The 21,766-nt window shown below is 39.9% G+C and carries 17 protein-coding genes; 16 read left to right on the top strand and 1 reads right to left on the bottom strand.

Annotation, left to right across the window (positions count from 1 at the left end; all coding sequences use genetic code 11):
• Positions 1-108: 108 nt before the first annotated feature.
• The 5 genes from prlC to tsf all read left to right on the top strand — a co-directional run bounded on the left by prlC (position 109) and on the right by tsf (position 8,668).
• The gene (gene prlC, locus L5B71_RS04105; protein WP_265757119.1) at positions 109-2,145 is read left to right on the top strand and encodes an oligopeptidase A; all 2,037 of its coding nucleotides are present in this window, start codon (positions 109-111) and stop codon (positions 2,143-2,145) included.
• 136 nt (positions 2,146-2,281) lie between these two features.
• Positions 2,282-4,696: an endopeptidase La gene (gene lon / locus L5B71_RS04100; protein ID WP_265757118.1), complete on the top strand. Its 2,415-nt coding sequence runs from the start codon at positions 2,282-2,284 to the stop codon at positions 4,694-4,696.
• Between the two features lie 127 nt (positions 4,697-4,823).
• Positions 4,824-6,683 carry a peptidylprolyl isomerase gene (gene ppiD, locus L5B71_RS04095; RefSeq protein WP_265757117.1) on the top strand — a complete coding sequence of 620 codons (1,860 nt, stop codon included), beginning with the start codon at positions 4,824-4,826 and terminating at the stop codon, positions 6,681-6,683.
• Between the two features lie 279 nt (positions 6,684-6,962).
• Positions 6,963-7,691, top strand: a complete 729-nt coding sequence (gene rpsB / locus L5B71_RS04090) for a 30S ribosomal protein S2 (RefSeq protein ID WP_265757116.1) — start codon at positions 6,963-6,965, stop codon at positions 7,689-7,691.
• A 131-nt stretch (positions 7,692-7,822) separates the two neighbouring features.
• Entirely contained in the window at positions 7,823-8,668 is an 846-nt protein-coding gene (gene tsf, locus L5B71_RS04085; protein ID WP_265757115.1) for a translation elongation factor Ts, read from the top strand.
• Between the two features lie 50 nt (positions 8,669-8,718).
• Here tsf and L5B71_RS04080 read toward each other — a convergent pair whose 3' ends face one another.
• Complete coding sequence (locus L5B71_RS04080) at positions 8,719-10,284, bottom strand: phosphoethanolamine transferase (RefSeq protein ID WP_265757114.1); 1,566 nt, start codon at positions 10,282-10,284, stop codon at positions 8,719-8,721.
• 145 nt (positions 10,285-10,429) lie between these two features.
• Here L5B71_RS04080 and pyrH point away from each other — a divergent pair, with 145 nt between their 5' ends.
• The 11 genes from pyrH to lpxA all read left to right on the top strand — a co-directional run bounded on the left by pyrH (position 10,430) and on the right by lpxA (position 21,658).
• Positions 10,430-11,146: a UMP kinase gene (pyrH, locus tag L5B71_RS04075; protein WP_265757113.1), complete on the top strand. Its 717-nt coding sequence runs from the start codon at positions 10,430-10,432 to the stop codon at positions 11,144-11,146.
• A gap of 30 nt (positions 11,147-11,176) precedes the next feature.
• Positions 11,177-11,734: a ribosome recycling factor gene (gene frr, locus L5B71_RS04070; protein ID WP_265757112.1), complete on the top strand. Its 558-nt coding sequence runs from the start codon at positions 11,177-11,179 to the stop codon at positions 11,732-11,734.
• Between the two features lie 129 nt (positions 11,735-11,863).
• The gene (gene ispC / locus L5B71_RS04065) at positions 11,864-13,063 is read left to right on the top strand and encodes a 1-deoxy-D-xylulose-5-phosphate reductoisomerase (RefSeq protein WP_265757111.1); all 1,200 of its coding nucleotides are present in this window, start codon (positions 11,864-11,866) and stop codon (positions 13,061-13,063) included.
• Positions 13,064-13,207: 144 nt separating this feature from the next.
• Complete coding sequence (gene uppS / locus L5B71_RS04060; protein WP_265757110.1) at positions 13,208-13,936, top strand: polyprenyl diphosphate synthase; 729 nt, start codon at positions 13,208-13,210, stop codon at positions 13,934-13,936.
• A 3-nt stretch (positions 13,937-13,939) separates the two neighbouring features.
• Positions 13,940-14,803: a phosphatidate cytidylyltransferase gene (locus L5B71_RS04055; protein ID WP_265757109.1), complete on the top strand. Its 864-nt coding sequence runs from the start codon at positions 13,940-13,942 to the stop codon at positions 14,801-14,803.
• 12 nt (positions 14,804-14,815) lie between these two features.
• Positions 14,816-16,147 carry a sigma E protease regulator RseP gene (gene rseP, locus L5B71_RS04050; protein WP_265757108.1) on the top strand — a complete coding sequence of 444 codons (1,332 nt, stop codon included), beginning with the start codon at positions 14,816-14,818 and terminating at the stop codon, positions 16,145-16,147.
• Positions 16,148-16,175: 28 nt separating this feature from the next.
• A complete protein-coding gene (gene bamA / locus L5B71_RS04045) occupies positions 16,176-18,542 on the top strand; it encodes an outer membrane protein assembly factor BamA (protein ID WP_265757107.1) in 2,367 nt (788 codons plus the stop codon).
• Positions 18,543-18,662: 120 nt separating this feature from the next.
• Positions 18,663-19,247 carry an OmpH family outer membrane protein gene (locus L5B71_RS04040; protein WP_265757106.1) on the top strand — a complete coding sequence of 195 codons (585 nt, stop codon included), beginning with the start codon at positions 18,663-18,665 and terminating at the stop codon, positions 19,245-19,247.
• On the top strand, positions 19,247-20,278 hold the full coding sequence (gene lpxD, locus L5B71_RS04035; protein WP_265757104.1) for a UDP-3-O-(3-hydroxymyristoyl)glucosamine N-acyltransferase: 1,032 nt from the start codon (positions 19,247-19,249) through the stop codon (positions 20,276-20,278). Before L5B71_RS04040 ends, lpxD begins: the two co-directional genes overlap by 1 nt.
• Before the next feature lie 113 nt (positions 20,279-20,391).
• Complete coding sequence (fabZ, locus tag L5B71_RS04030; protein WP_265757103.1) at positions 20,392-20,841, top strand: 3-hydroxyacyl-ACP dehydratase FabZ; 450 nt, start codon at positions 20,392-20,394, stop codon at positions 20,839-20,841.
• A gap of 28 nt (positions 20,842-20,869) precedes the next feature.
• On the top strand, positions 20,870-21,658 hold the full coding sequence (gene lpxA, locus L5B71_RS04025) for an acyl-ACP--UDP-N-acetylglucosamine O-acyltransferase (protein ID WP_265757102.1): 789 nt from the start codon (positions 20,870-20,872) through the stop codon (positions 21,656-21,658).
• Positions 21,659-21,766: the final 108 nt, after the last annotated feature.

Genomic DNA, 21,766 nt, shown 5'->3' with positions numbered 1-21,766 from the left:
TAAAAATTATTCTCAATTATCCATATTTTTTTAGATTTCTCAACCTTGATATTATAGAATCTTCCCTTATTTGTTAGCGTAATACTTTTTTAAAAGCAAGGAGCTTTTATGTCAAATCCATTATTAAGCGAAACTACTTTACCGCAGTTTTCGCAAATTAAGCCTGAACATATTCAACCTGCAATTAGTCAATTAATTCAAGAAAATCGAGATACCGTAGAACAGGTTTTAAAACAACCGCACTTAACTTGGCAGAATTTTATTGAACCACTTACCGAAAGTGGCGAGCGCTTAAGCAAAGCGTGGTCACCTGTGGGTCACCTAAATGCGGTGAAAAATAGCCCTGAATTGCGTGAAGCCTATCAAGCTTGCTTGCCATTGCTTTCTGAATATAGCACTTGGCTAGGGCAACACGAAGGCTTATACCAAGCCTATTTACAGCTTAAAAATAGTCCAGAATATGAAACTTACAGCGTGGCGCAGAAAAAAGCCATTGATAATGCGTTGCGTGACTTCAAATTATCTGGCATTTCTTTGCCAGCCGAAAAACAAAAACGCTATGGCGAAATTGTGGCGCGTTTATCTGAATTAAGCTCACAATTTAGCAATAATGTGCTAGATGCCACAATGGGCTGGGATAAGGTGATCGTAGATAAAAATGAATTGGCAGGCTTGCCAGAAAGTGCCTTGCAAGCAGCAAAACAATCTGCAGAAAGCAAAGGACTAGAGGGGTATCGTTTCACCCTTGAGTTTCCAAGCTATTTGCCTGTGATGACGTATTGTGAAAACCGTCAATTGCGTGAAGAAATGTACCGCGCTTTTGTGACTCGTGCTTCAGAACAAGGTCCGAATGCAGGGAAATGGGATAATTCTGCGATTATGCAAGAGATCTTAACCTTGCGTGTTGAATTGGCGAAATTGTTTGATTTTGAGCATTACACCGAGCTTTCCCTCGCCACTAAAATGGCTGAAAATCCGCAACAGGTGTTGGATTTTCTCGATAATTTGGCAAGCCGTTCTAAAACACAAGGGCAGCAAGAATTAGCGGAATTAGAAGCGTTTTGTAAAACGCACTTTAATATTACCGCACTTGAGCCTTGGGATATTACGTTTTACAGCGAAAAACAAAAACAACATTTATACGCCATTAATGATGAAGAACTTCGCCCTTATTTCCCCGAAGATCGCGTACTTTCAGGCTTATTTGAGCTAATTAAGCGCCTATTTAATATTCGCGCTGTGGAACGTTTTGATGTGGATACTTGGCATAAAGATGTACGTTTCTTTGATTTGATTGATAGCCAAGATCAAGTGCGCGGTAGTTTTTATTTAGACTTATACGCCCGTGAAAATAAACGTGGCGGTGCGTGGATGGACGATTGTGTTGGCCGTCGCCGTAAAGCCGATGGCACAATTCAACAGCCAGTGGCTTATCTCACTTGTAACTTTAATGCGCCAGTGGGTGATAAACCTGCGCTCTTCACTCACGATGAAGTGACCACCTTATTCCACGAATTTGGACACGGCATTCATCATATGCTCACGCAAATTGATGTCGCAGATGTGGCAGGCATTAATGGCGTGCCTTGGGACGCGGTAGAATTACCAAGTCAATTCTTAGAAAATTGGTGTTGGGAAGAAGATGCCCTTGCCTTTATTTCAGGGCATTATGAAACTGGCGAACCGCTACCAAAAGACAAATTGCAACAGTTGCTTAAAGCGAAAAACTTCCAAGCGGCAATGTTCGTATTGCGTCAGCTTGAATTTGGGTTATTTGATTTCCGTTTGCACCATTATTTTGATGCCAACCAGCCAAATCAAATTTTAGAGACCTTAAAACAAGTAAAAGAAGAGGTAGCGGTAATTAAAGGTGTGGATTGGGCAAGAAATCCGCACAGCTTTAGCCATATTTTTGCAGGTGGTTATGCTGCGGGCTATTACAGTTATTTATGGGCAGAAGTGCTATCGGCAGATGCGTTCTCGCGTTTTGAAGAAGAAGGTATTTTCAATCCAGTAACAGGGCAATCTTTCCTTGATGAAATTCTCACCCGTGGCGGTTCAGAAGAGCCAATGGCGTTATTCAAACGCTTCCGTGGTAGAGAACCTCAATTAGATGCCTTATTAAGACACAAAGGTATTGCGTAATTAATAAGAAAAATAAGTCAAATAGTTACTAATGAAGCGAGGTAACTATTTTTCTTTTGATTTATGCCTTGAAGTTTACGAATTCGTTCTTATATTAAAAGATATTTTGTAGTTTATAGGAACTAAGAGAGAGTATATGAATGCGAGACGGACAAAACAAAGAGAAATTCCTGCATTACCATTGCGTGATGTAGTGGTCTTTCCTTATATGGTTATGCCTTTATTTGTAGGGCGCGAAAAATCGATTGCAGCCCTAGATGAGGCAATGGAAAATGGTAAACAGCTACTATTAGTATCACAGAAAGAAGCTGATTTAGAAGAACCTCAGGCAGATGACTTATACCAAGTTGGAACCGTTGCGAATATTATTCAATTGTTAAAATTACCAGATGGTACAGTAAAAGTACTGGTTGAGGGGCAGCAACGGGTTAAAATTTCTTCTATTGAAGATAATGGGCAATTTTTTGTAGCGAAAGTGAAAGACATTCCAACTGAATTTGGCGATTTACAAGAACTTGAAGTGGCTAAAAATGCTGCAATGGCTGAGTTTACCAAATATGTGGAATTAAATAAAAAAGTACAACCTGACGTAGTGAATGCCTTGAAAGGAATTTCAGATAGCGAACGGTTAAGCGATACAATGGCAGCACATATGCCGGTTTCAGTAGCGCGTAAGCAAGAAGTATTGGGTATTGCAAATGTAACCGAACGTTTTGAATATTTGCTTGGTTTAATGATTAACGAAGCTGGCATTTTAGAAGTGGAGAAACGTATTCGCGGTCGCGTGAAAAAACAAATGGAAAAAAGCCAGCGCGATTATTATCTTAACGAACAAATCAAAGCTATCCAAAAAGAGCTAGGCGAAACAGAAAGTACCGTTGATGAAGTAGAACAACTTCGTCAAAAAGTAGAAGAAGCCAAAATGCCGAAAGAGGCGAGAGAAAAAGTAGACGCAGAATTGCAGAAATTGAAAATGATGTCGCCAATGTCAGCAGAAGCGACAGTAGTGCGCAGCTACATTGATTGGATGTTGCAAGTGCCTTGGCATAAGCGTAGCAAAGTGAAAAAAGATATTGTTAAAGCACAGGAAATTCTTGATGCGGATCATTATGGCTTAGAGCGCGTGAAAGAGCGCATTTTAGAATATTTAGCGGTACAAAGCCGTTTGAATCAGCTTAAAGGACCTATCCTTTGCTTAGTTGGGCCACCGGGGGTGGGGAAAACTTCCCTAGGGCAATCTATTGCCAATGCCACAGGACGTAAATATGTGCGTATGGCGCTAGGTGGCGTGCGTGATGAAGCGGAAATCCGTGGGCATCGAAAAACCTATATCGGCTCATTGCCGGGTAAATTGATCCAAAAAATGGCAAAAGTGGGGGTGAAAAATCCGCTATTTTTACTTGATGAGATCGACAAAATGGCATCGGATATGCGTGGTGATCCTGCCTCGGCATTGTTAGAAGTGCTTGATCCAGAACAGAACGCCAACTTCAACGATCATTATTTAGAAGTGGATTATGATCTTTCTGATGTGATGTTCGTGGCAACCTCAAATTCAATGAATATCCCAGGGCCGTTGCTTGATCGTATGGAAGTGATCCGTTTATCGGGCTATACGGAAGATGAAAAACTCAATATCGCCACACGCCATTTGCTTAACAAACAAATTGAGCGTAACGGCTTGAAAAAAGGTGAGTTGAAAATCGAAGACGGTGCGATTTTAGATATTATCCGTTATTACACCCGTGAAGCAGGTGTGCGTGGTCTTGAACGTGAGATTTCTAAAATCTGCCGTAAAGCGGTGAAAAATTTATTGTTGAACCCGAAATTAAAATCGATCACCGTAAACAGCGATAACCTGAACGAATATTTAGGCGTAAAACGCTTTGAGTTTGGTCGTGCGGATACGCAAAACCGCGTGGGTGAAGTAACGGGTTTGGCGTGGACACAAGTAGGCGGTGATCTGCTCACCATTGAGGCTACTTCTGTTATCGGAAAAGGCAAATTAACCTATACAGGATCGCTGGGCGATGTGATGAAAGAATCTATTCAAGCTGCGATGACTGTGGTGCGTTCTCGTGCAGAAAAATTAGGCATTGCGGCTGATTTCCACGAAAAACGTGATATTCATATTCACGTTCCAGACGGCGCAACACCAAAAGATGGCCCAAGTGCTGGGATCGCAATGTGCACCGTATTGGTTTCTTGCTTAACGGGTAATCCAGTGAAGTCTGAAGTGGCGATGACAGGGGAAATCAGTTTGCGTGGTAAAGTGCTACCTATTGGGGGCTTAAAAGAAAAATTACTCGCGGCACACCGTGGTGGCATTAAAACTGTGATCATTCCAAAAGATAATGTAAAAGATTTGGAAGAAATCCCTGATAATGCGAAAAACAGCTTAGATATTCGCCCAGTGGAAACCATTGATGAAGTGTTAAGTATTGCCTTAGAAAATCCGCCTGAAGGAGTTGATTTTTCTCACTTGATTGCAAAAGAGGAAAAAGCGACGCCACGCCGTAAAAGTAAACGTTCGGAAAGTGCGGTGAATTAATTTCACATTTTTATTTCTAGGTCGGTAGAGAGAAATCTTTACCGACCTATTTATTTTCTGCTGAAAATCTCTTAACTTTCGATTATAATCGGCAAAATTTTGTTTTAATCTTCATAGGATAACGTCAATGTTAATGGAAAAACTTCATGACGCAACCAACAGCATTTGGTGGAAAATACTGTTTGCTGTTGTCGTGCTTTCTTTTGTAGCGAGCGGTGTTGCGGGTTATATGTTTGCAAACGTGGATACTTCTGCAGCTAAAGTAAATGGTGAAGAAATTTCCCAGCAAGCTTTCTTAGAGCAATACAATCAAGAATATCAACGTATTAGTGAACAGCTCGGGGCGCAATTTGCCGCAGTGGCGGATTCTCCTGAATTTGTTAATGGTTTACGTAGTTCAGTTTTAGATCGTTTAATTGACCAAGAATTATTGCGTCAATACGCAGCGGAATTACAGTTGGATGTAAGCGATAGCCAAATTCAACAAGCTATCGTTACTAGCCCAATTTTCCAAAAAGACGGTAAATTTGATAATGCACTTTATCAACAAATGTTATCAACAAATGGATTAAGTGGTGAGCGTTACGCACAATACTTGCGCCAAGGGTTAACACTGCAACAACTTAATGACGGTATTGCCCGTTCAGCCTTTACTGTGCCTAACCAAAATGCACGTGCAGCCCAATTGTTTTTTCAACAGCGTGAAGGGCGTTTGGCTGAGTTTCCTTTAGCGACCACCGTTGCACAGCAGCAGGTGAATGAAGAAGAAATTAGCGCTTACTATAACGCGAATAAAGCGGCATTTGCCGTACCAGAGTTAGTGAAGGTGCAATATCTCGATTTAACGCAACAAGCTGCGGAAAAAAATGTGAAAGTTACCGATGTAGAAATTGCGCAATATTATCAAGATAATAAAGCACAATATATGACTCAGCATTTGGCCCATATCCAACTTCCAACGGAACAAGAAGCACAAGCAGTTTATGCTGATTTACAAAAAGGGGAAAGCTTTGCAGCCTTAGCGAAACTTTATTCTAGCGATAAAATTTCTGGCGCAAATGGCGGTGATTTAGATTGGGTTGTGGCAGGAATGATGCCCCCACAATTTGAAGCCGCAGCGCGTGAATTAAAGGCTGGCGAATATAGTCAACCAGTTAAAGTGGATAATGCTTACCATATTATCAAAGTGGAAGAGGAAAAATTCCTACCGTTAGAGCAAGTGAAAAACGATATTGCTGCCAAACTTCGTAGTGAATTAAGTGCGAAAGAATTCTACGCAATGGAAAAACAAGCAAATGAAAAGGCCTTTGAGCAACCAGATTCTTTACAAGCAGCGGCGCAAGCGGCGGGTGTGAGTGTGCAAGAAACCGGTTATTTCTCACGCAATGATATTCCAACTGCACTTAATTATGGCAATGTGGTTTCTGCATTATTTGATTCTGAATTAACTCAAGGCGGCACAAACTCAGAAGCGATTAATGTGGGGGATCAACATTCTTTGATTGTTCGTGTGGTGGAGCATAAGCCAGAAGGTGTAAAAACGCTCGATGAAGCAAAAAATGAAATCACACAATATTTAAAACAGCAAAAAGCAGAAAAAATTGTGCTAGCTCAAGCTGACAAAGTGGCGCAGGCGCTAAATGAAAATAGTAATGCTGCCCTGCCAAATGGAATCAAGTTTGGTGAAAAACAGCAATGGGTTTATGCTGAAAATAAAAATCCACAATTGCGTGATGTTATTTTCTCAATGCAAAAAAACAGTGATAAGCCAACTTATATGGCAGCGAAAAATGGTGATAACAGCGTTGTTGTGATCGAATTAAGTAATATTAAAGATGGTGCACTAGATGCAGAACAGCTTAAAGGATTTAATTCCCAGCTTACTCAAGCCCAACAAGTAGGGTTACAACAAGCATTATTGCAAGCTTTACGCGCTAAAGCGAAAATTGAAATTAATCAAGACTTTTTAGCTCAGCAAGATCAATAATTTTTGATCGAAAAATTAAAACGGCAATTGTGATGACAAATGCCGTTTTTTATTGAGATTTAAAATTAAAAAATTCGCTAGTTTTTCACCGCACTTTGTGGTATAAAGTGCGACGTTATTTTGGCTAGAATTAGAAAGTTATTTTTATTTTAGACGAAATAATCTCAAACTTAATTTTTAACTATAAATCACACACATATCGCAGGGATAAATCGGGGTGCCAAACGGTCGATTTATTTGGTATGTGGAGGCTAAACCCCAAACAAAAGGAAAAGTATTATGGCACAAGTTTCAATGCGCGAAATGCTACAAGCTGGCGTTCACTTCGGTCACCAAACTCGTTACTGGAATCCAAAAATGAAACCATTCATTTTCGGACCACGCAACGGCGTTCATATCATTAACCTTGAAAAAACCGTTCCAATGTTCAATGCTGCATTAGCAGAATTAACTCGCATTGCGGGTAACAATGGTAAAATCTTGTTTGTTGGTACAAAACGTGCAGCAAGTGAAGCAGTGAAAGCAGCAGCATTAGACTGTCAGCAATATTATGTAAATCACCGTTGGTTAGGTGGTATGTTGACTAACTGGAAAACAGTACGTCAATCAATCAAACGCTTAAAAGATTTAGAAACTCAATCTCAAGATGGTACTTTCGATAAATTAACTAAGAAAGAAGCATTAATGCGTAGCCGTGAGATGGAAAAACTTGAATTAAGTCTTGGCGGTATCAAAGATATGGCGGGTCTTCCTGATGCGTTATTTGTTATCGGTGCAGATCACGAGCATATTGCAATCAAAGAAGCGAATAACCTTGGTATTCCAGTGTTTGCAGTGGTTGATACAAATTCTACTCCTGACGGTGTTGATTTTGTTATACCTGGTAACGATGATGCCGCGCGTGCAATCCAATTATATCTTGCAGCAGCCGCGTCAGCAGTAAAAGAAGGGCGCCAACAAGAAGTGGTAGCCGAAGAAAAATTTGCTGAAGCAGAAGCAGCTGAATAATTCAGGTGAATGCGGCGAAAGCCCTTATTAATCACAACGATTAATTGGTTAGCAGGGGGCTTATGTTCCCTGCTTTTTTACGTAAGTGCGGTTGAAAACCGCATCAAATTTTGTGGACAGAGGATTTTAAAATGGCTGAAATTACAGCATCTTTAGTAAAAGAACTTCGTGATCGTACCGGTGCAGGTATGATGGAATGTAAAAAAGCATTAGTAGAAGCAAACGGTGATATCGAATTAGCGATTGATAATATGCGTAAATCAGGTCAAGCAAAAGCGGCGAAAAAAGCAGGCCGTGTTGCAGCTGAGGGTGTAATCATCGCACGTGTTGCTGGCGACTACGGTGTAATGATTGAAATGAACTGTGAAACTGACTTCGTAGCAAAAGATGCTGGTTTCTTAGGTTTAGCGAATGAAGTGGCAGATTATGCATTAAACAACAAAGGCGTAACAATTGAAGCATTACAAGCTGAATTCGAAGAAAAACGTGCAGCATTAGTAGCTAAAATCGGTGAGAATATGACAATTCGCCGTGTTGGTTCAGTACAAGCGCCAGTAGTAGGTTCCTACTTACACGGTGCGAAAATTGGTGTGTTAGTTGGTGCACAAAGTGCGGATGAAGAATTAGTGAAACACGTTGCAATGCACGTTGCAGCAAGCCGTCCAGAATATGTAAATCCAAGTGATGTACCTGCAGATGTAGTAGAACACGAACGTCAAATCCAAGTGGATATTGCAATGCAATCTGGTAAACCACGTGAAATCGCTGAGAAAATGGTTGAAGGTCGTATGAAGAAATTCACGGGTGAAGTTTCTTTAACTGGACAACCTTTCGTAATGGATCCTTCTAAATCAGTGGGTGACTTATTAAAAGAGAAGGGCGCAGAAGTGCTTTCATTCTTACGCTTTGAAGTCGGTGAAGGTATCGAAAAAGTAGAAACTGACTTTGCGGCAGAAGTTGCGGCGATGGCTAAATAATCATTGTAACATTAAAAAAAAGCAGATTCTCGGATCTGCTTTTTTATGCCTTATTTTTGTGGAATTATTATCGCAGGATCATCAGGTACAGTCATTTTTTCAATTTTTTCTTTCAAACCATAATCTGCTTGTGGCGTATCATCAAAAAGATCGGCATTTGGGTCAATTTGAGCATTGCGAATACCTATCCAATTAGCTAACCCTTCGGTGAAATTCAAGCCTGATTTTGCCACTTTTTTCTCCCTACGTTGCTGATCATCACTGGAAATTTTAAATAATGGAATATCATAATGGCGTTTACTTTTGCCACTGCTATTGTGAATAGCGATATAGTCATTACTGATTTGATGAGCTAAGCCGTGATCAGAAAAATAAATCATCGAAAAAGTGCGGTGATTTTTTTGCTGATTTTTGACCAGAATCTGATAAATTTTACTCAGCAATTCATCGGTTTTTTTGATTGAACTGATGTAGCAATTCACGTCCTGATATTTTTTAGCAAGTTGATTTTCATCGAAAATTTTCTCGTAATCGGTGACGCGTTCGCAAGCCAATGGGTGTGAACCATATAAATGCACCGCAATAAAACGCTTGCCCGTGACTGAGGCTTGAATCAGTTGGTCAAACTTGTTTAATAACTTGAAATCACTTATATCATTGTTAATAGAGTCTCCTGCGCGCAAAAAGATTTTTTCATCGCTTTTATTGGCGATGGCGGAAATTGGGGTGTCGTATTGCCCTAAATAACCTTGATTGGAAAGCCAATAGGTTTTGATGCCTGCCGATTTAATTAAATCAATGAAATTTAAGCGATAATTGGCTTCCCACATTTGCTTGTTTGGCTTAGTGAACATTAATTTCAGAGAGGCGATGGTATTTGTTCCGCCTGCAGTTAAGCCATCAATTAACGTTCCTTTAGCAGTGGAAAGAAAAGGCGTGTTGGCAATAGGGTAACCGTAAGCGTGGTGATAATCTTTTCTTGCACTTTCACCGATAACTAAAATGTAATCATCATAATATGAACGGCTATCTAGCTGGCTTTCTCCCCATTCACTTGGCACATCAAAACGGTTTAGTAAGCGTAACTCTTCGACCACTTTTTCTCCTTCTAAATAGCTTTCTTGCAGTAGCTTAAAGGGAATATTGCCCCAAAGTGCATTGACAAAAATGAGTGCCAGTAGTCCCTTATTTTTATAAAAAGCTAAGTGGAATTTTTGACTTAACCAGCGATAAAGCAGCGTTCCTCCAAGAATTACAACGGGGTAGCCATAATGAAGTAGTGGGATTTGAGCGAAAAACTCTTTGCCTTCTTTTAAATCGGTGGCAAAGACAGAGGCGATATACTGATAAGATGGTGCACCGAAATTCACCCCAATGGGTGCATAGCACGCATAGATGAATAAAATAGGGAATGCAATGAAATAAAAGAGTTTTTTCGAGCTAGAAAAAATAATAATGAAAGACATAAACAGGGCAATTTGTTGCCAGCTTGGTTGTGGAAAATATCCCGAACCTTGTAATGCCAACAGGCTGGTAACATAAAGTAGTACAAAACATACCGCACTTGCTAGTAATGATGAAAGATGAAATGTTCCTTTTTTGTTCTTTTCTGTCACGACATTATTCCTTGTTTTTTATTTTATCTCATTTTACTGAATTTTTTTCGTGGGTTCTATGTGATTTTTGTCTTGAGCTATTTTCACTACAGAGATGTTGCTCTATAATAGGTAGAATTTTATACCCGACTTTTGTGAGGAAAACATGAGCAAACCCGTATATAAAAGAATCCTGCTTAAATTAAGCGGTGAAGCTTTACAAGGTGATGAAGGTTTTGGAATTGATCCTTCAATTTTAGACAGAATGGCGCTCGAAATTAAAGAATTAGTAGAAATGGGTGTTGAAGTGGGAGTTGTACTAGGAGGGGGCAATTTATTCCGTGGTGCAAAACTGGCTAAAGCAGGAATGAACCGCGTAGTGGGCGATCATATGGGAATGCTTGCCACCGTGATGAATGGCTTAGCAATGCGTGATGCCTTACACCGCGCAGATGTGAATGCAAAATTAATGTCTGCTTTCCAGTTGAATGGTATTTGTGATACTTATAACTGGTCTGAAGCAATCAAAATGTTGCGTGAAGGGCGCGTGGTGATTTTCTCAGCAGGAACAGGTAGTCCATTCTTTACCACCGATTCTGCAGCTTGCTTGCGAGGTATCGAAATTGAGGCAGACGTTGTACTAAAAGCCACAAAAGTAGATGGGGTGTATGATTGCGATCCTGCTAAAAATCCAGATGCGGTATTGTATGAAAAACTCACTTATGCCGATGTGATTGACAAAGAATTGCAAGTAATGGATTTAGCTGCCTTTACTTTAGCACGTGACCATGGAATGCCAATTCGGGTCTTTAATATGGGCAAAGCCGGTGCACTATGTAATGTGATTCTTGGTAAGCGTGAAGGTACGCTAATTTGTAACTAATTGATTAAACTTAAATAAAAGGGAATATTTGTGATTAACGAAATTAAACAAGATACGCAGTTGCGTATGGAAAAAAGCCTTGAAACATTCAAACATCATATTGCGAAAGTAAGAACAGGACGTGCGCAGCCAAGCTTACTTGATGGTATTCAAGTGGAATACTATGGCGCATTAACTCCATTACGTCAATTGGCCAATGTGGTAGCAGAAGATGCGCGTACCTTAGCTGTAACGGTGTTTGATCGTAGCTTAATCGGTGCAGTGGAAAAAGCCATTTTAACGTCTGATTTAGGTTTAAACCCATCATCAGCAGGCACAACCATTCGCGTTCCACTTCCACCATTAACGGAAGAACGCCGCCGTGATTTAATCAAAATTGTCAAAGCGGAAGCAGAACAAGGTAAAGTTGCCGTGCGTAATGTACGCCGTGATGCGAACGATCAAATCAAAGCCTTGTTGAAAGAAAAAGAAATCAGCGAAGATGAAGAACGCAAAGCACAAGACGAAATCCAAAAAATCACTGATCTTTATGTGAAAAAAGTGGACGAAGTGTTAGCGGATAAAGAGAAAGAATTATTAGATTTCTAATCATCTCAACCAAATAAAGAAAGGGCGAGCCAAGGGTTCGCCCTATTTTTTCTTGCTGAATTGCAGGCTTTTGAGTATATTCACGACAATTTTAGCAACCTTAACTATTTTAAAGTGCGGTCAAAATTTATGCAAAAACAACAAAAACTCGTCATTCTTGGGTCGACAGGATCAATCGGCACGAGTACCCTTTCTGTGATAGAGCACAACCCTGAGAAATATCAAGCGTTTGCCTTGATTGGGGGGCGTAATGTGCAATTAATGGTTGAGCAATGCGTTAAATTTCAGCCGACTTTTGCTGCCTTAGATGACGAAAGTGCGGCGAAAAATTTAAAAGAACAATTGACCGCACTTGGTGTGAAAACCCAAGTATTAAGCGGACAAAAAGCCATTTGCGAGTTAGCGGCTCACCCTGAAGCCGATCAAGTGATGGCCGCCATTGTTGGCGCGGCAGGCTTGTTACCCACTCTTTCAGCGGTACAAGCAGGCAAGCGAGTGCTGTTAGCTAATAAAGAAAGTTTAGTCACCTGCGGGCAGCTTTTTATTGATGAAGTGAAGAAAAATCACGCTCAGCTATTGCCTGTGGATAGTGAACACAATGCGATTTTCCAATCTTTACCACCGCAAGCGCAGGAAAAAATCGGTTTTTGCCCGTTACAAGAGTTAGGCATTAGCAAAATTGTACTCACGGGATCGGGCGGGCCTTTCCGTTATACGGATCTTTCAGAATTTGATCAAATTACACCAGAGCAAGCGGTTGCTCACCCTAATTGGTCAATGGGCAAAAAAATCTCAGTGGACTCTGCCACAATGATGAATAAAGGCTTGGAATATATTGAAGCCCGTTGGTTATTCAATGCCAGTGCAGACGAAATGGAAGTGATTATTCATCCGCAATCTATCATTCATTCTATGGTGCGTTATATTGATGGATCCGTGATTGCGCAAATGGGCAATCCAGATATGCGCACGCCAATTGCAGAAACAATGGCTTATCCACAGCGTACCTTTGCCGGCGTTGCACCATTGGATTTTTATCAACTCAATGGACTGACCTTTTTAGCACCAGATTATCAGCGTTACCCTTGCTTAAAACTAGCTATTGATGCTTTTGCTGCAGGGCAATATGCCACAACGGCAATGAATGCGGCAAACGAAATTTCCGTAGAAGCTTTTTTAAATCGTCAAATTAAATTTACCGATATCGCTAAAGTGAATACGCAGGTGGTAGAAAAAATCAGCCCACAACAGATTCAATCTATTGATGATGTGTTAGAAGTAGATAAAAAAGCACGCACTTTAGCGTGGCAATTCATTCAGGCAAAATAACATTTTATTTCCGTTACAAATAAATCAGGGCGAGCGAAAGTTCGCCTTGATTTTTTATGTATAATTCTGTGCGTTTTCATAGTAAGTAATAGCATATTATGATATATTCAGCCATTAATTTTGTAACTAGAAAATCCTTGATGAATGGCAGAGATTGACTTAAACAATATTCCCCAGCACGTTGCGATTATTATGGATGGCAATGGACGTTGGGCAAAACAGCAAGGAAAAATGCGTATTTTCGGGCATAAAAATGGCGTGATGGCTGTGCGTCAAGCGGTTTCCTATGCGCGAAAAATCGGCATTAATGTTCTCACCCTTTATGCGTTCAGTAGTGAAAATTGGACACGCCCTGAAAGTGAAGTGAGTGCATTAATGACACTTTTTATGCAAGCACTGGATTTAGAAGTGAAAAAATTGCATAAAAATAATATCCGCTTAAATATTATCGGGGATAAATCCCGTTTTAGCGAAAAATTACAGCAAAAAATCGAAAAAGCCGAAAAATTAACTGAAAATAACACCGCTCTTATCTTAAATATTGCAGCGAATTATGGTGGTTATTGGGATATTGTGCAGGCAACAAAACAGCTTGCTGCCTTAGTGAAAAATGATCTGCTTACACTTGATGAAATCACTGCTGAACGCTTTCAACAACATTTGGTTACCCAAGATCAACCAATGGTGGATTTATTAATTCGTACTAGCGGTGAACAGCGTGTAAGTAATTTTTTACTGTGGCAAATTGCCTATGCAGAATTTTATTTTTCTGATGTATTATGGCCAGATTTTAACGAACAAGAATTCAATCAAGCTATTTTAGCTTATCAACAACGAAATCGCCGTTTTGGTGGAGCAGAACAAGAGGACTAAACTGTGCTTAAACAACGTGTCATTTCGGCGATTATTTTAATTGCCATTGTCTGTGCAGCGTTATTTTTATTTTCTCCTTTTTATTTTGCCTTAGCGTTAGGTGCGGTGATGACCTTAGGTATTTGGGAATGGACGCAATTCGCTCAAGTTAAAAATAAATTTTGGCGTGTTGTTGTGGCAGGTTTAGCAGGTGCGGTGCTTTTTTTGTGGATTTTAAGCGAAGCCAATTATCTCAATGCAGGGCGCGTGTTTGAACATTATGCAGAGCCAATTTTATTAAGTGCCGTGGTTTGGTGGATCGTGGCGCTTGGTTTTGTGTTGAGCTATCCAAATTCTGCTAAGTTATGGACAAAATCAGTGATTTTGCAGGGCGTTTTTGCCATTGTAACCCTTGTGCCTTTTATTGTGGGCGTGCTGCGCTTGCGTTTAGATGGCTATGTGACTAACCCTTATCACGGCTTAATGTTGCTCTTTTATGTGTTTATTTTAGTATGGGCAGCGGACTCAGGTGCTTATTTTGCAGGTCGCAAATTCGGAAAACACAAACTTGCGCCAAAAGTTTCCCCAGGGAAAACGTGGCAAGGTGTATTAGGTGGGTTGATTACAGCTGGCGTGCTAGCAGGGATTTTTATGCAAGTTGCACCGCAAGATTTATTCAATGTGCCAACCGTACCTTTTATCGCCTTATCTGTTGCAACGGTGGCAATTTCTGTACTGGGTGATTTAACCGAAAGTATGTTTAAACGTGAAAGTGGTATTAAAGACAGTAGCAATTTGATCCCCGGACACGGTGGAATTTTAGATCGCATCGATAGCTTGACCGCCGCCGTACCATTCTTTGCTTATTTCTATTTTTATGTGTTATAGGAAAAAACGGATATGTCCTTTTTGTGGTCGTTAGGTTCATTTTTGATTGCCATTTGTGTGCTGGTTTTTGTACACGAATACGGGCACTTTTGGGCTGCAAGAAAGTGCGGTGTAAAAGTTGAACGTTTTTCTATTGGCTTTGGTAAAGTATTGTGGTCTTTCTTTGATAAAAAAGGCACAGAGTTTTCCATCTCACTGATTCCGTTAGGCGGCTATGTGAAAATGCTTGATGAGCGTAACGAAGCCGTACCAGAAGCATTAAAATCTCAAGCATTTAATAATAAATCTGTCGTACAGCGTGCTTTTGTGATTGCCGCCGGACCGATGGCAAATTTTATTTTTGCCATATTGACTTATTGGCTGGTGTATTCCATTGGTATTCCCAGTGTGAAACCTGTGATTGCAGAGGTTAGACCTGCGTCCATTGCGGCACAAGCGCAAATTCAAGCCGATTCACAAATTATCGCCATTGATGGCACAGCAACACCAGATTGGGAAACCATCAATATGGTGCTTGCTACCAAAATGGGCAATCCCAATGTAGAAATCACCCTTTCACCTTTTGGTTCAGATGTAAAACAGCAACGCACTTTAGATTTAGCCAATTGGCGATTTAATCCTGAAAAAGAAAGTGCTTTTGGTGCATTGGGTATGATTCCAGTGCGAACTAAAGTTGAAATGACCTTGTCTAAAGTGGTAGCCGATTCTCCAGCACAGAAAGCAGGTTTACTTGTGGGTGATAAATTTTATACCAATACTGGCGAGTTAATGGCTTGGCAAGATTTTGTTCAAGATGTGCAAAAAGGCCAACCTTTTAGTGTTATCATTGAGCGTAATGGCGAAAAATTACATAAAAGCTTAACCCCAATATTAAACGAAAAAGGGCATTGGTTTGTCGGTGTGTCACCGACAGTGTATCCGCTTGCGGATAAGTATCGTACAGAATTAAAATATGGTATGCTTGAGGCATTCCAAAAAGGTGTAGAAAAAACCAATGATTTAATGCTACTTACGATGAAAGTGATTGGTAAGTTGTTTACTGGTGACCTTTCTTTGAATAATCTCAGTGGGCCCATTTCTATTGCAAAAGGTGCAGGTGTATCTTCTGAGATTGGCTTTGTTTATTATTTAAGTTTTATGGCGTTAATTAGTGTAAATTTAGGGATAATGAATTTATTTCCATTACCTGTTTTAGACGGTGGACATTTGATTTTTCTTGCCGCAGAAGCAATAAAAGGAAAACCGCTTTCAGAGCGAGTGCAGAATATTGCTTATAAAATTGGTGCAATATGCTTACTGGCTTTAACTGCATTTGCTTTGTTTAACGATTTTTTACGTTTATAACTATTTCTTTACGAGGATAAAAGTAACAATGAAAAAACTTTTAATCGCAAGTTTGCTGTTTGGTACAGCGACATTTATTGAGGCTGCACCTTTTGTTGTTCAGAGCATTCGAGTGGATGGCGTTGAAGGAGCAACAGAAAGTAAAATCCTTGACAGCTTACCTGTTAGGGTAGGGCAACGTGCAACAGATAATGATATTGCTAATGTAGTCAGAGGGCTATTTTTGCAAGGATATGAGGGAGTTAGAGCTGCTCGTGAAGGGAATACTTTAGTCATTTCAGTGTATGAACGACCAATTATTGCGGATGTAAATATCAAAGGTAATAATTCTATTCCAACTGAAGCGTTAAAGGATAATTTGAATGCAAATGGTTTTGCTGTTGGAGATACGTTAGATCCGGAAAAATTAGAGTTATTCCGCCGAGAGTTATTGCAGCATTATCAAAGCGTGGGACGTTATAACGCAAAAATTGAAACAATAGTCAACCCTCTACCGAGTAATCGTGCAGAATTGAGAATTCAAATTGAAGAGAATGATGTCGCATTATTGAAATCTCTAGCTTTTAAAGGAAATAAATCTTTTGATGATAGTAAACTACGTGAGCAAATGGAATTACAACCTGATGCGTGGTGGAAAATCTTTAATAACAAATATGACTCAGTTAAGTTTGATAAAGATTTAGAGGCATTACGTACTTTCTATTTAGATCGAGGTTATGCGAAATTCCAGATTACTGGTACAGATGTTAATTTGAATGCAGAGAAAACAGCTGTAGATGTTACCATTTCAATGAATGAGGGCGCTGTCTATACCGTTAAGGATACGAGAATAGTGGGTAATGTGGCTGGAATGTCTGAGCAGCTTGCTCCTTTATTGAATAATATGCGTTTGAATGAGACATTTAGGCGTAGTGATGTTTTAGAGATTGAACAACAAATTAAAACGACGTTAGCAGAGCAAGGTTATGGTAGTGCGCAGGTTAATATTAACCCAGTATTTGATGATAAGGCGCATACTGTTGAACTAACCTATGTTGTAGATGCAGGACGTCGCTATTCTGTACGCCAAATTCGTTTTGAAGGTAATAACGTCAGTGCGGATAGTACGTTACGCCAAGAAATGCGTCAGCAAGAAGGTACTTGGCTGTCTTCTCGTTTAGTGGATTTGGGCAAAGTGCGATTAGAACGTACGGGATTTTTTGAGACAGTAGAATCTCGCACTGAAGCAGTGCCAAATACAGATGATCAGCTAGATGTTATCTATCGTGTAGTTGAGCGAAATACAGGGAGTATTAATTTTGGTATTGGCTATGGCACAGAAAGTGGATTTAGCTACCAAGCGAGTGTTAAACAGGATAACTTTTTAGGGATGGGATCGTCGATTAGTTTGGCGGGATCGCGTAATGATTATGGTACGACAATTAACCTTGGATATAACGAACCGTACTTTACCAAAGATGGCGTAAGCCTAGGTGGTAACGCATTTTATGAGAAATATGATAACTCAAAAGATGATACTTCAGCTTCATTCAGCCGTACAACTTATGGTGTGAATGGCACATTAGGTTTCCCTGTTAATGAAAATAACTCTTACTATTTAGGGTTAGGCTATGTACATAATACACTGAAAAATGTGTCACCAGAATTTAATCGTAATTTCTATCGTGAATCAATGAATTATCCAGATTGGACATTCAGATCCCATGATTTTGAATTTTCTTTTGGTTGGAATTACAACAGTCTTAACCGTGGTTATTTCCCAACTTCAGGGCTAAGAGCATCGTTAGGAGGAAAAGTAACGATTCCTGGCTCTGATAATAAATTCTATAAATTATATGGTGATGTACAAGGTTTTTATCCATTAAATCGTGAACATACATGGGTGTTATCGGCTAAGACAACAGCTTCCTATGCGAATGGTTTTGGTGGTAAACGCTTACCGTTTTACCAAAACTATAGTGCCGGTGGTATTGGTAACTTGAGAGGTTTTGCGAGTGGTGCGGTTGGACCACAAGCGATTTATTGGGATAATTCTTGTTCCAATTATTGTCGAGTGAATGGTGATATTGTTGGTGGGAATGCCATGGTTACAGCCAATATGGAATTAATTGTACCAACGCCATTTATTGATGATAAAAACCAAGGTTCAGTGAGAACGTCTTTATTTATTGATGCGGCTAGTGTTTGGAATACAAAATGGAAATCTGATGGTAAAGCAAAATATCCTAATTTGCCAGATTATGGCGATCCAAGCCGTATTCGTGCATCAGCAGGAATTGGTTTTCAATGGAATTCGCCAGTAGGACCATTAATTTTTTCTTATGCAAAACCAATCAAAAAATATGAAGGCGATGATATAGAACAATTCCAATTTAGTATTGGTGGTACATTCTAATTGAACTTCTAGATTTTTATTAAGTCTAAGTTAAGGCTTGGAATATATGGACAAGTGGTTATCGATTCACTTGTTCGATTAAGTAATGAATCAATAATTATTTTTAAGGAAATTAAACAAATGAAAAAAGCAGTAAAATTAACCGCACTTTCTTTAGCGTTAGCATTAGGTTCTTCAGTTGTAATGGCTGAAGAAAATATCGCGTTTGTGAATGTCGATTATCTTTTTGCTAACCACCCAGCTCGTCAAGCTGAGATTAAAAAACTAGATGATGATTTAAAAGCACCATCTGAAAAATTACAAGCAGAAGAAAAAGCATTACAGGATAAAAGAAAAAGTTTTGAAAAAGAACTTGATGGAAAAGTGAAGGCTTTAGAAAAAGATGCACCTAAATTACGTCAAGCTGATATCAAGAAACGCCAAGATGAAATCAGTAAACTTGCTAAAAAACGTGATGAAGAATTTCAAAAATTAGTACAAGCACATCAACAAAAAGTAGCTGAATTCCGTCAAGATGCACAAAAACGTCAAGCTGAAGTTGAACGCAAATTGCTTACAGAAATCCAAACAGCCACAACAGATGTAGCTAAAGCTAAAAAATATACGGCTGTACTTGATGAGAAAGCAGCAATTTATGCAGCAGAAGGTAAGAACATTACTGAAGATGTGTTAAAAGCAATTCCAGCTCCAGCACAGGCTAAATAATGCAAAAGTCTTATTCTCTTAAAGAATTAGCACAACAGATTGGCGCTACCATTCGTGGTAACGCCAATGTACTTATTGATAGTATTGCCCCTCTCGACAAAGCACAGTCAAACCAACTCACTTTTATTTCAAACATTAAATTTCGTGATTTACTTGCACAATCCCAAGCAGGGATTTTAGTGGTGAGTGAAAATGATGTGGAATTTTGTTCGCCTGAAAGTAATCTACTGATTGTAAAAGATCCTTATGTGGCTTATGCGGTGTTAGCCCAATATATGGATTCCACGCCAAAAGCAGCAACAGGCATTGCGCCTAGTGCGGTGGTTTCATCGTCCGTAAAGTTAGGTAAAAATGTGTCGATCGGGGCCAATGCAGTGATTGAAGATGGCGTTGAGCTTGGTGATAACGTGATTATTGGCGCAGGCTGCTTCATCGGCAAAGATGCAAAAATTGGCGCAAATACTCATCTTTGGGCAAATGTAAATATTTATCACCAAGTACAAATTGGCGAATATTGCTTAATCCAATCTGGTGCAGTGATCGGTAGCGATGGATTTGGCTATGCAAACGATAAAGGGCGTTGGATCAAGATCCCACAAACAGGCACCGTGATTATCGGTAACCACGTTGAAATCGGGGCTTGCACCTGTATTGACCGCGGTGCGTTAGACGCAACGGTGATTGAAGATAACGTCATCATTGACAACCTTTGCCAAATTGCCCATAACGTGCATATCGGCACCGGTACAGCGGTAGCTGGTGGTGTGATTATGGCAGGCAGCCTGAAAGTAGGGCGTTATTGCCTCATTGGTGGTGCAAGCGTGATCAATGGTCATATGGAAATTGCCGACAAAGTTACTGTTACAGGAATGGGAATGGTGATGCGGCCAATTACTGAGTCTGGGGTGTATTCATCAGGTATTCCATTACAACCAAATAAGCAATGGCGAAAAACTGCCGCTCTGACGTTAGACATTGACAAAATGAATAAGCGTCTAAAAGCGGTAGAAAAAAAGCTCAATAATACCTAATTCATCTTTCAAGCGTGCCACTTTATGTGGTGCGTTTTGTATTAAGTGATGAAATATCGTATAATTTACATCAATTTTATTTTCTATTATTTTTTTAATTCAAAGGTACTATTGTGACAACAGAAAAAGCTGCAAAAGTGATTGAAGCAAAAGAAATTATGACCTTACTTCCGCATCGCTATCCATTTTTATTGGTGGATCGTGTAACTGATTTTGAGGAAGGTAAATGGCTAAAAGCAATCAAAAATATTAGTGTAAATGAGCCTTGTTTTACTGGACATTTTCCGGGTGAGCCTATTTTACCAGGGGTGCTAATTTTAGAAGCTTTGGCTCAATCTATGGGGCTTTTAGCATTTAAAACCCATGAATTACAAGGGGGAGAGCTATTTTATTTCGCTGGTATTGATGATGCACGTTTCAAGCGCCCCGTATTACCAGGGGATCAAATGGAGCTTTATGTTGAAGTAATTAAAGAACGCCGTGGTATTACTGCGTTCACAGGCATTGCCACCGTTGATGGTGAAGTCGTTTGTGAAGCAAAATTAATGTGTGCCCGTAGATAAATATCCATTACAAAAATAAGAGGTCAATATGATCCATCCAAGTGCAAAAATTCATCCTACAGCGATTGTAGAAGAAGGCGCAAAAATTGGCGAAAACGTGGTGATTGGCCCGTTTTGTATTATTGGTGCTGATGTAGAAATTGGCAAAGGGACTGTATTACACTCACATATCGTGGTGAACGGCATCACTAAAATTGGCGAGGATAATGAAATTTTCCAATTCGCAAGTATTGGTGAGAAAAACCAAGATCTGAAATACCAAAATGAGCCAACGAAAACCATTATCGGCAACCGTAACCGTATTCGTGAAAGTGTGACTATTCACCGAGGCACGGTGCAAGGTGGTGGTGTAACGCGCGTGGGCGATGATAACTTATTTATGATCAATGCCCATATTGCACACGATTGTAAAATCAAAAATCGCTGTATTCTTGCTAATAACGCTACTCTTGCAGGGCACGTTGAGCTAGATGATTTCGTGATTGTGGGCGGAATGTCGGCCATTCACCAATTTGTTATTGTGGGCGCACACGTTATGCTCGGTGGTGGCTCAATGGTCAGCCAAGATGTTCCCCCTTATGTAATGGCACAAGGCAACCACGCGCAACCATTCGGTGTAAACATTGAAGGCTTGAAACGCCGCGGTTTTGATAAACCCACATTGCACGCCATTCGCAACGTGTATAAATTAATTTATCGTAGCGGAAAAACCTTAGAAGAAGTGATGCCAGAAATTGAGCATTATGCCCAAACGGAAAGTGCGATTAGTTTTTTCCTTGATTTCTTCAAGCGTTCAAAACGTGGCATTATTCGCTAATTAAACCAACAAAACCACGTAAAAAAGTTAAAAATTTTCACCGCACTTTGCTTATTGCTTAACGCTCGCAATATTAAAGTGCGGTTGTTTTTTTATGAGAAATTTACT

It is taken from the genome of Avibacterium sp. 21-586 (assembly GCF_026226775.1).
Taxonomy (GTDB): Bacteria; Pseudomonadota; Gammaproteobacteria; order Enterobacterales; family Pasteurellaceae; genus Avibacterium.
This window is presented reverse-complemented; position numbering and strand designations above follow the sequence as displayed.

Coding starts and splice junctions, on each gene's coding strand:
- prlC (WP_265757119.1), top strand. CDS start 109: ATGTCAAATCCATTATTAAGCGAAACTACTTTACCGCAGTTTTCGCAA.
- lon (WP_265757118.1), top strand. CDS start 2,282: ATGAATGCGAGACGGACAAAACAAAGAGAAATTCCTGCATTACCATTG.
- ppiD (WP_265757117.1), top strand. CDS start 4,824: ATGTTAATGGAAAAACTTCATGACGCAACCAACAGCATTTGGTGGAAA.
- rpsB (WP_265757116.1), top strand. CDS start 6,963: ATGGCACAAGTTTCAATGCGCGAAATGCTACAAGCTGGCGTTCACTTC.
- tsf (WP_265757115.1), top strand. CDS start 7,823: ATGGCTGAAATTACAGCATCTTTAGTAAAAGAACTTCGTGATCGTACC.
- pyrH (WP_265757113.1), top strand. CDS start 10,430: ATGAGCAAACCCGTATATAAAAGAATCCTGCTTAAATTAAGCGGTGAA.
- ispC (WP_265757111.1), top strand. CDS start 11,864: ATGCAAAAACAACAAAAACTCGTCATTCTTGGGTCGACAGGATCAATC.
- uppS (WP_265757110.1), top strand. CDS start 13,208: ATGGCAGAGATTGACTTAAACAATATTCCCCAGCACGTTGCGATTATT.
- rseP (WP_265757108.1), top strand. CDS start 14,816: ATGTCCTTTTTGTGGTCGTTAGGTTCATTTTTGATTGCCATTTGTGTG.
- bamA (WP_265757107.1), top strand. CDS start 16,176: ATGAAAAAACTTTTAATCGCAAGTTTGCTGTTTGGTACAGCGACATTT.
- L5B71_RS04040 (WP_265757106.1), top strand. CDS start 18,663: ATGAAAAAAGCAGTAAAATTAACCGCACTTTCTTTAGCGTTAGCATTA.
- lpxD (WP_265757104.1), top strand. CDS start 19,247: ATGCAAAAGTCTTATTCTCTTAAAGAATTAGCACAACAGATTGGCGCT.
- lpxA (WP_265757102.1), top strand. CDS start 20,870: ATGATCCATCCAAGTGCAAAAATTCATCCTACAGCGATTGTAGAAGAA.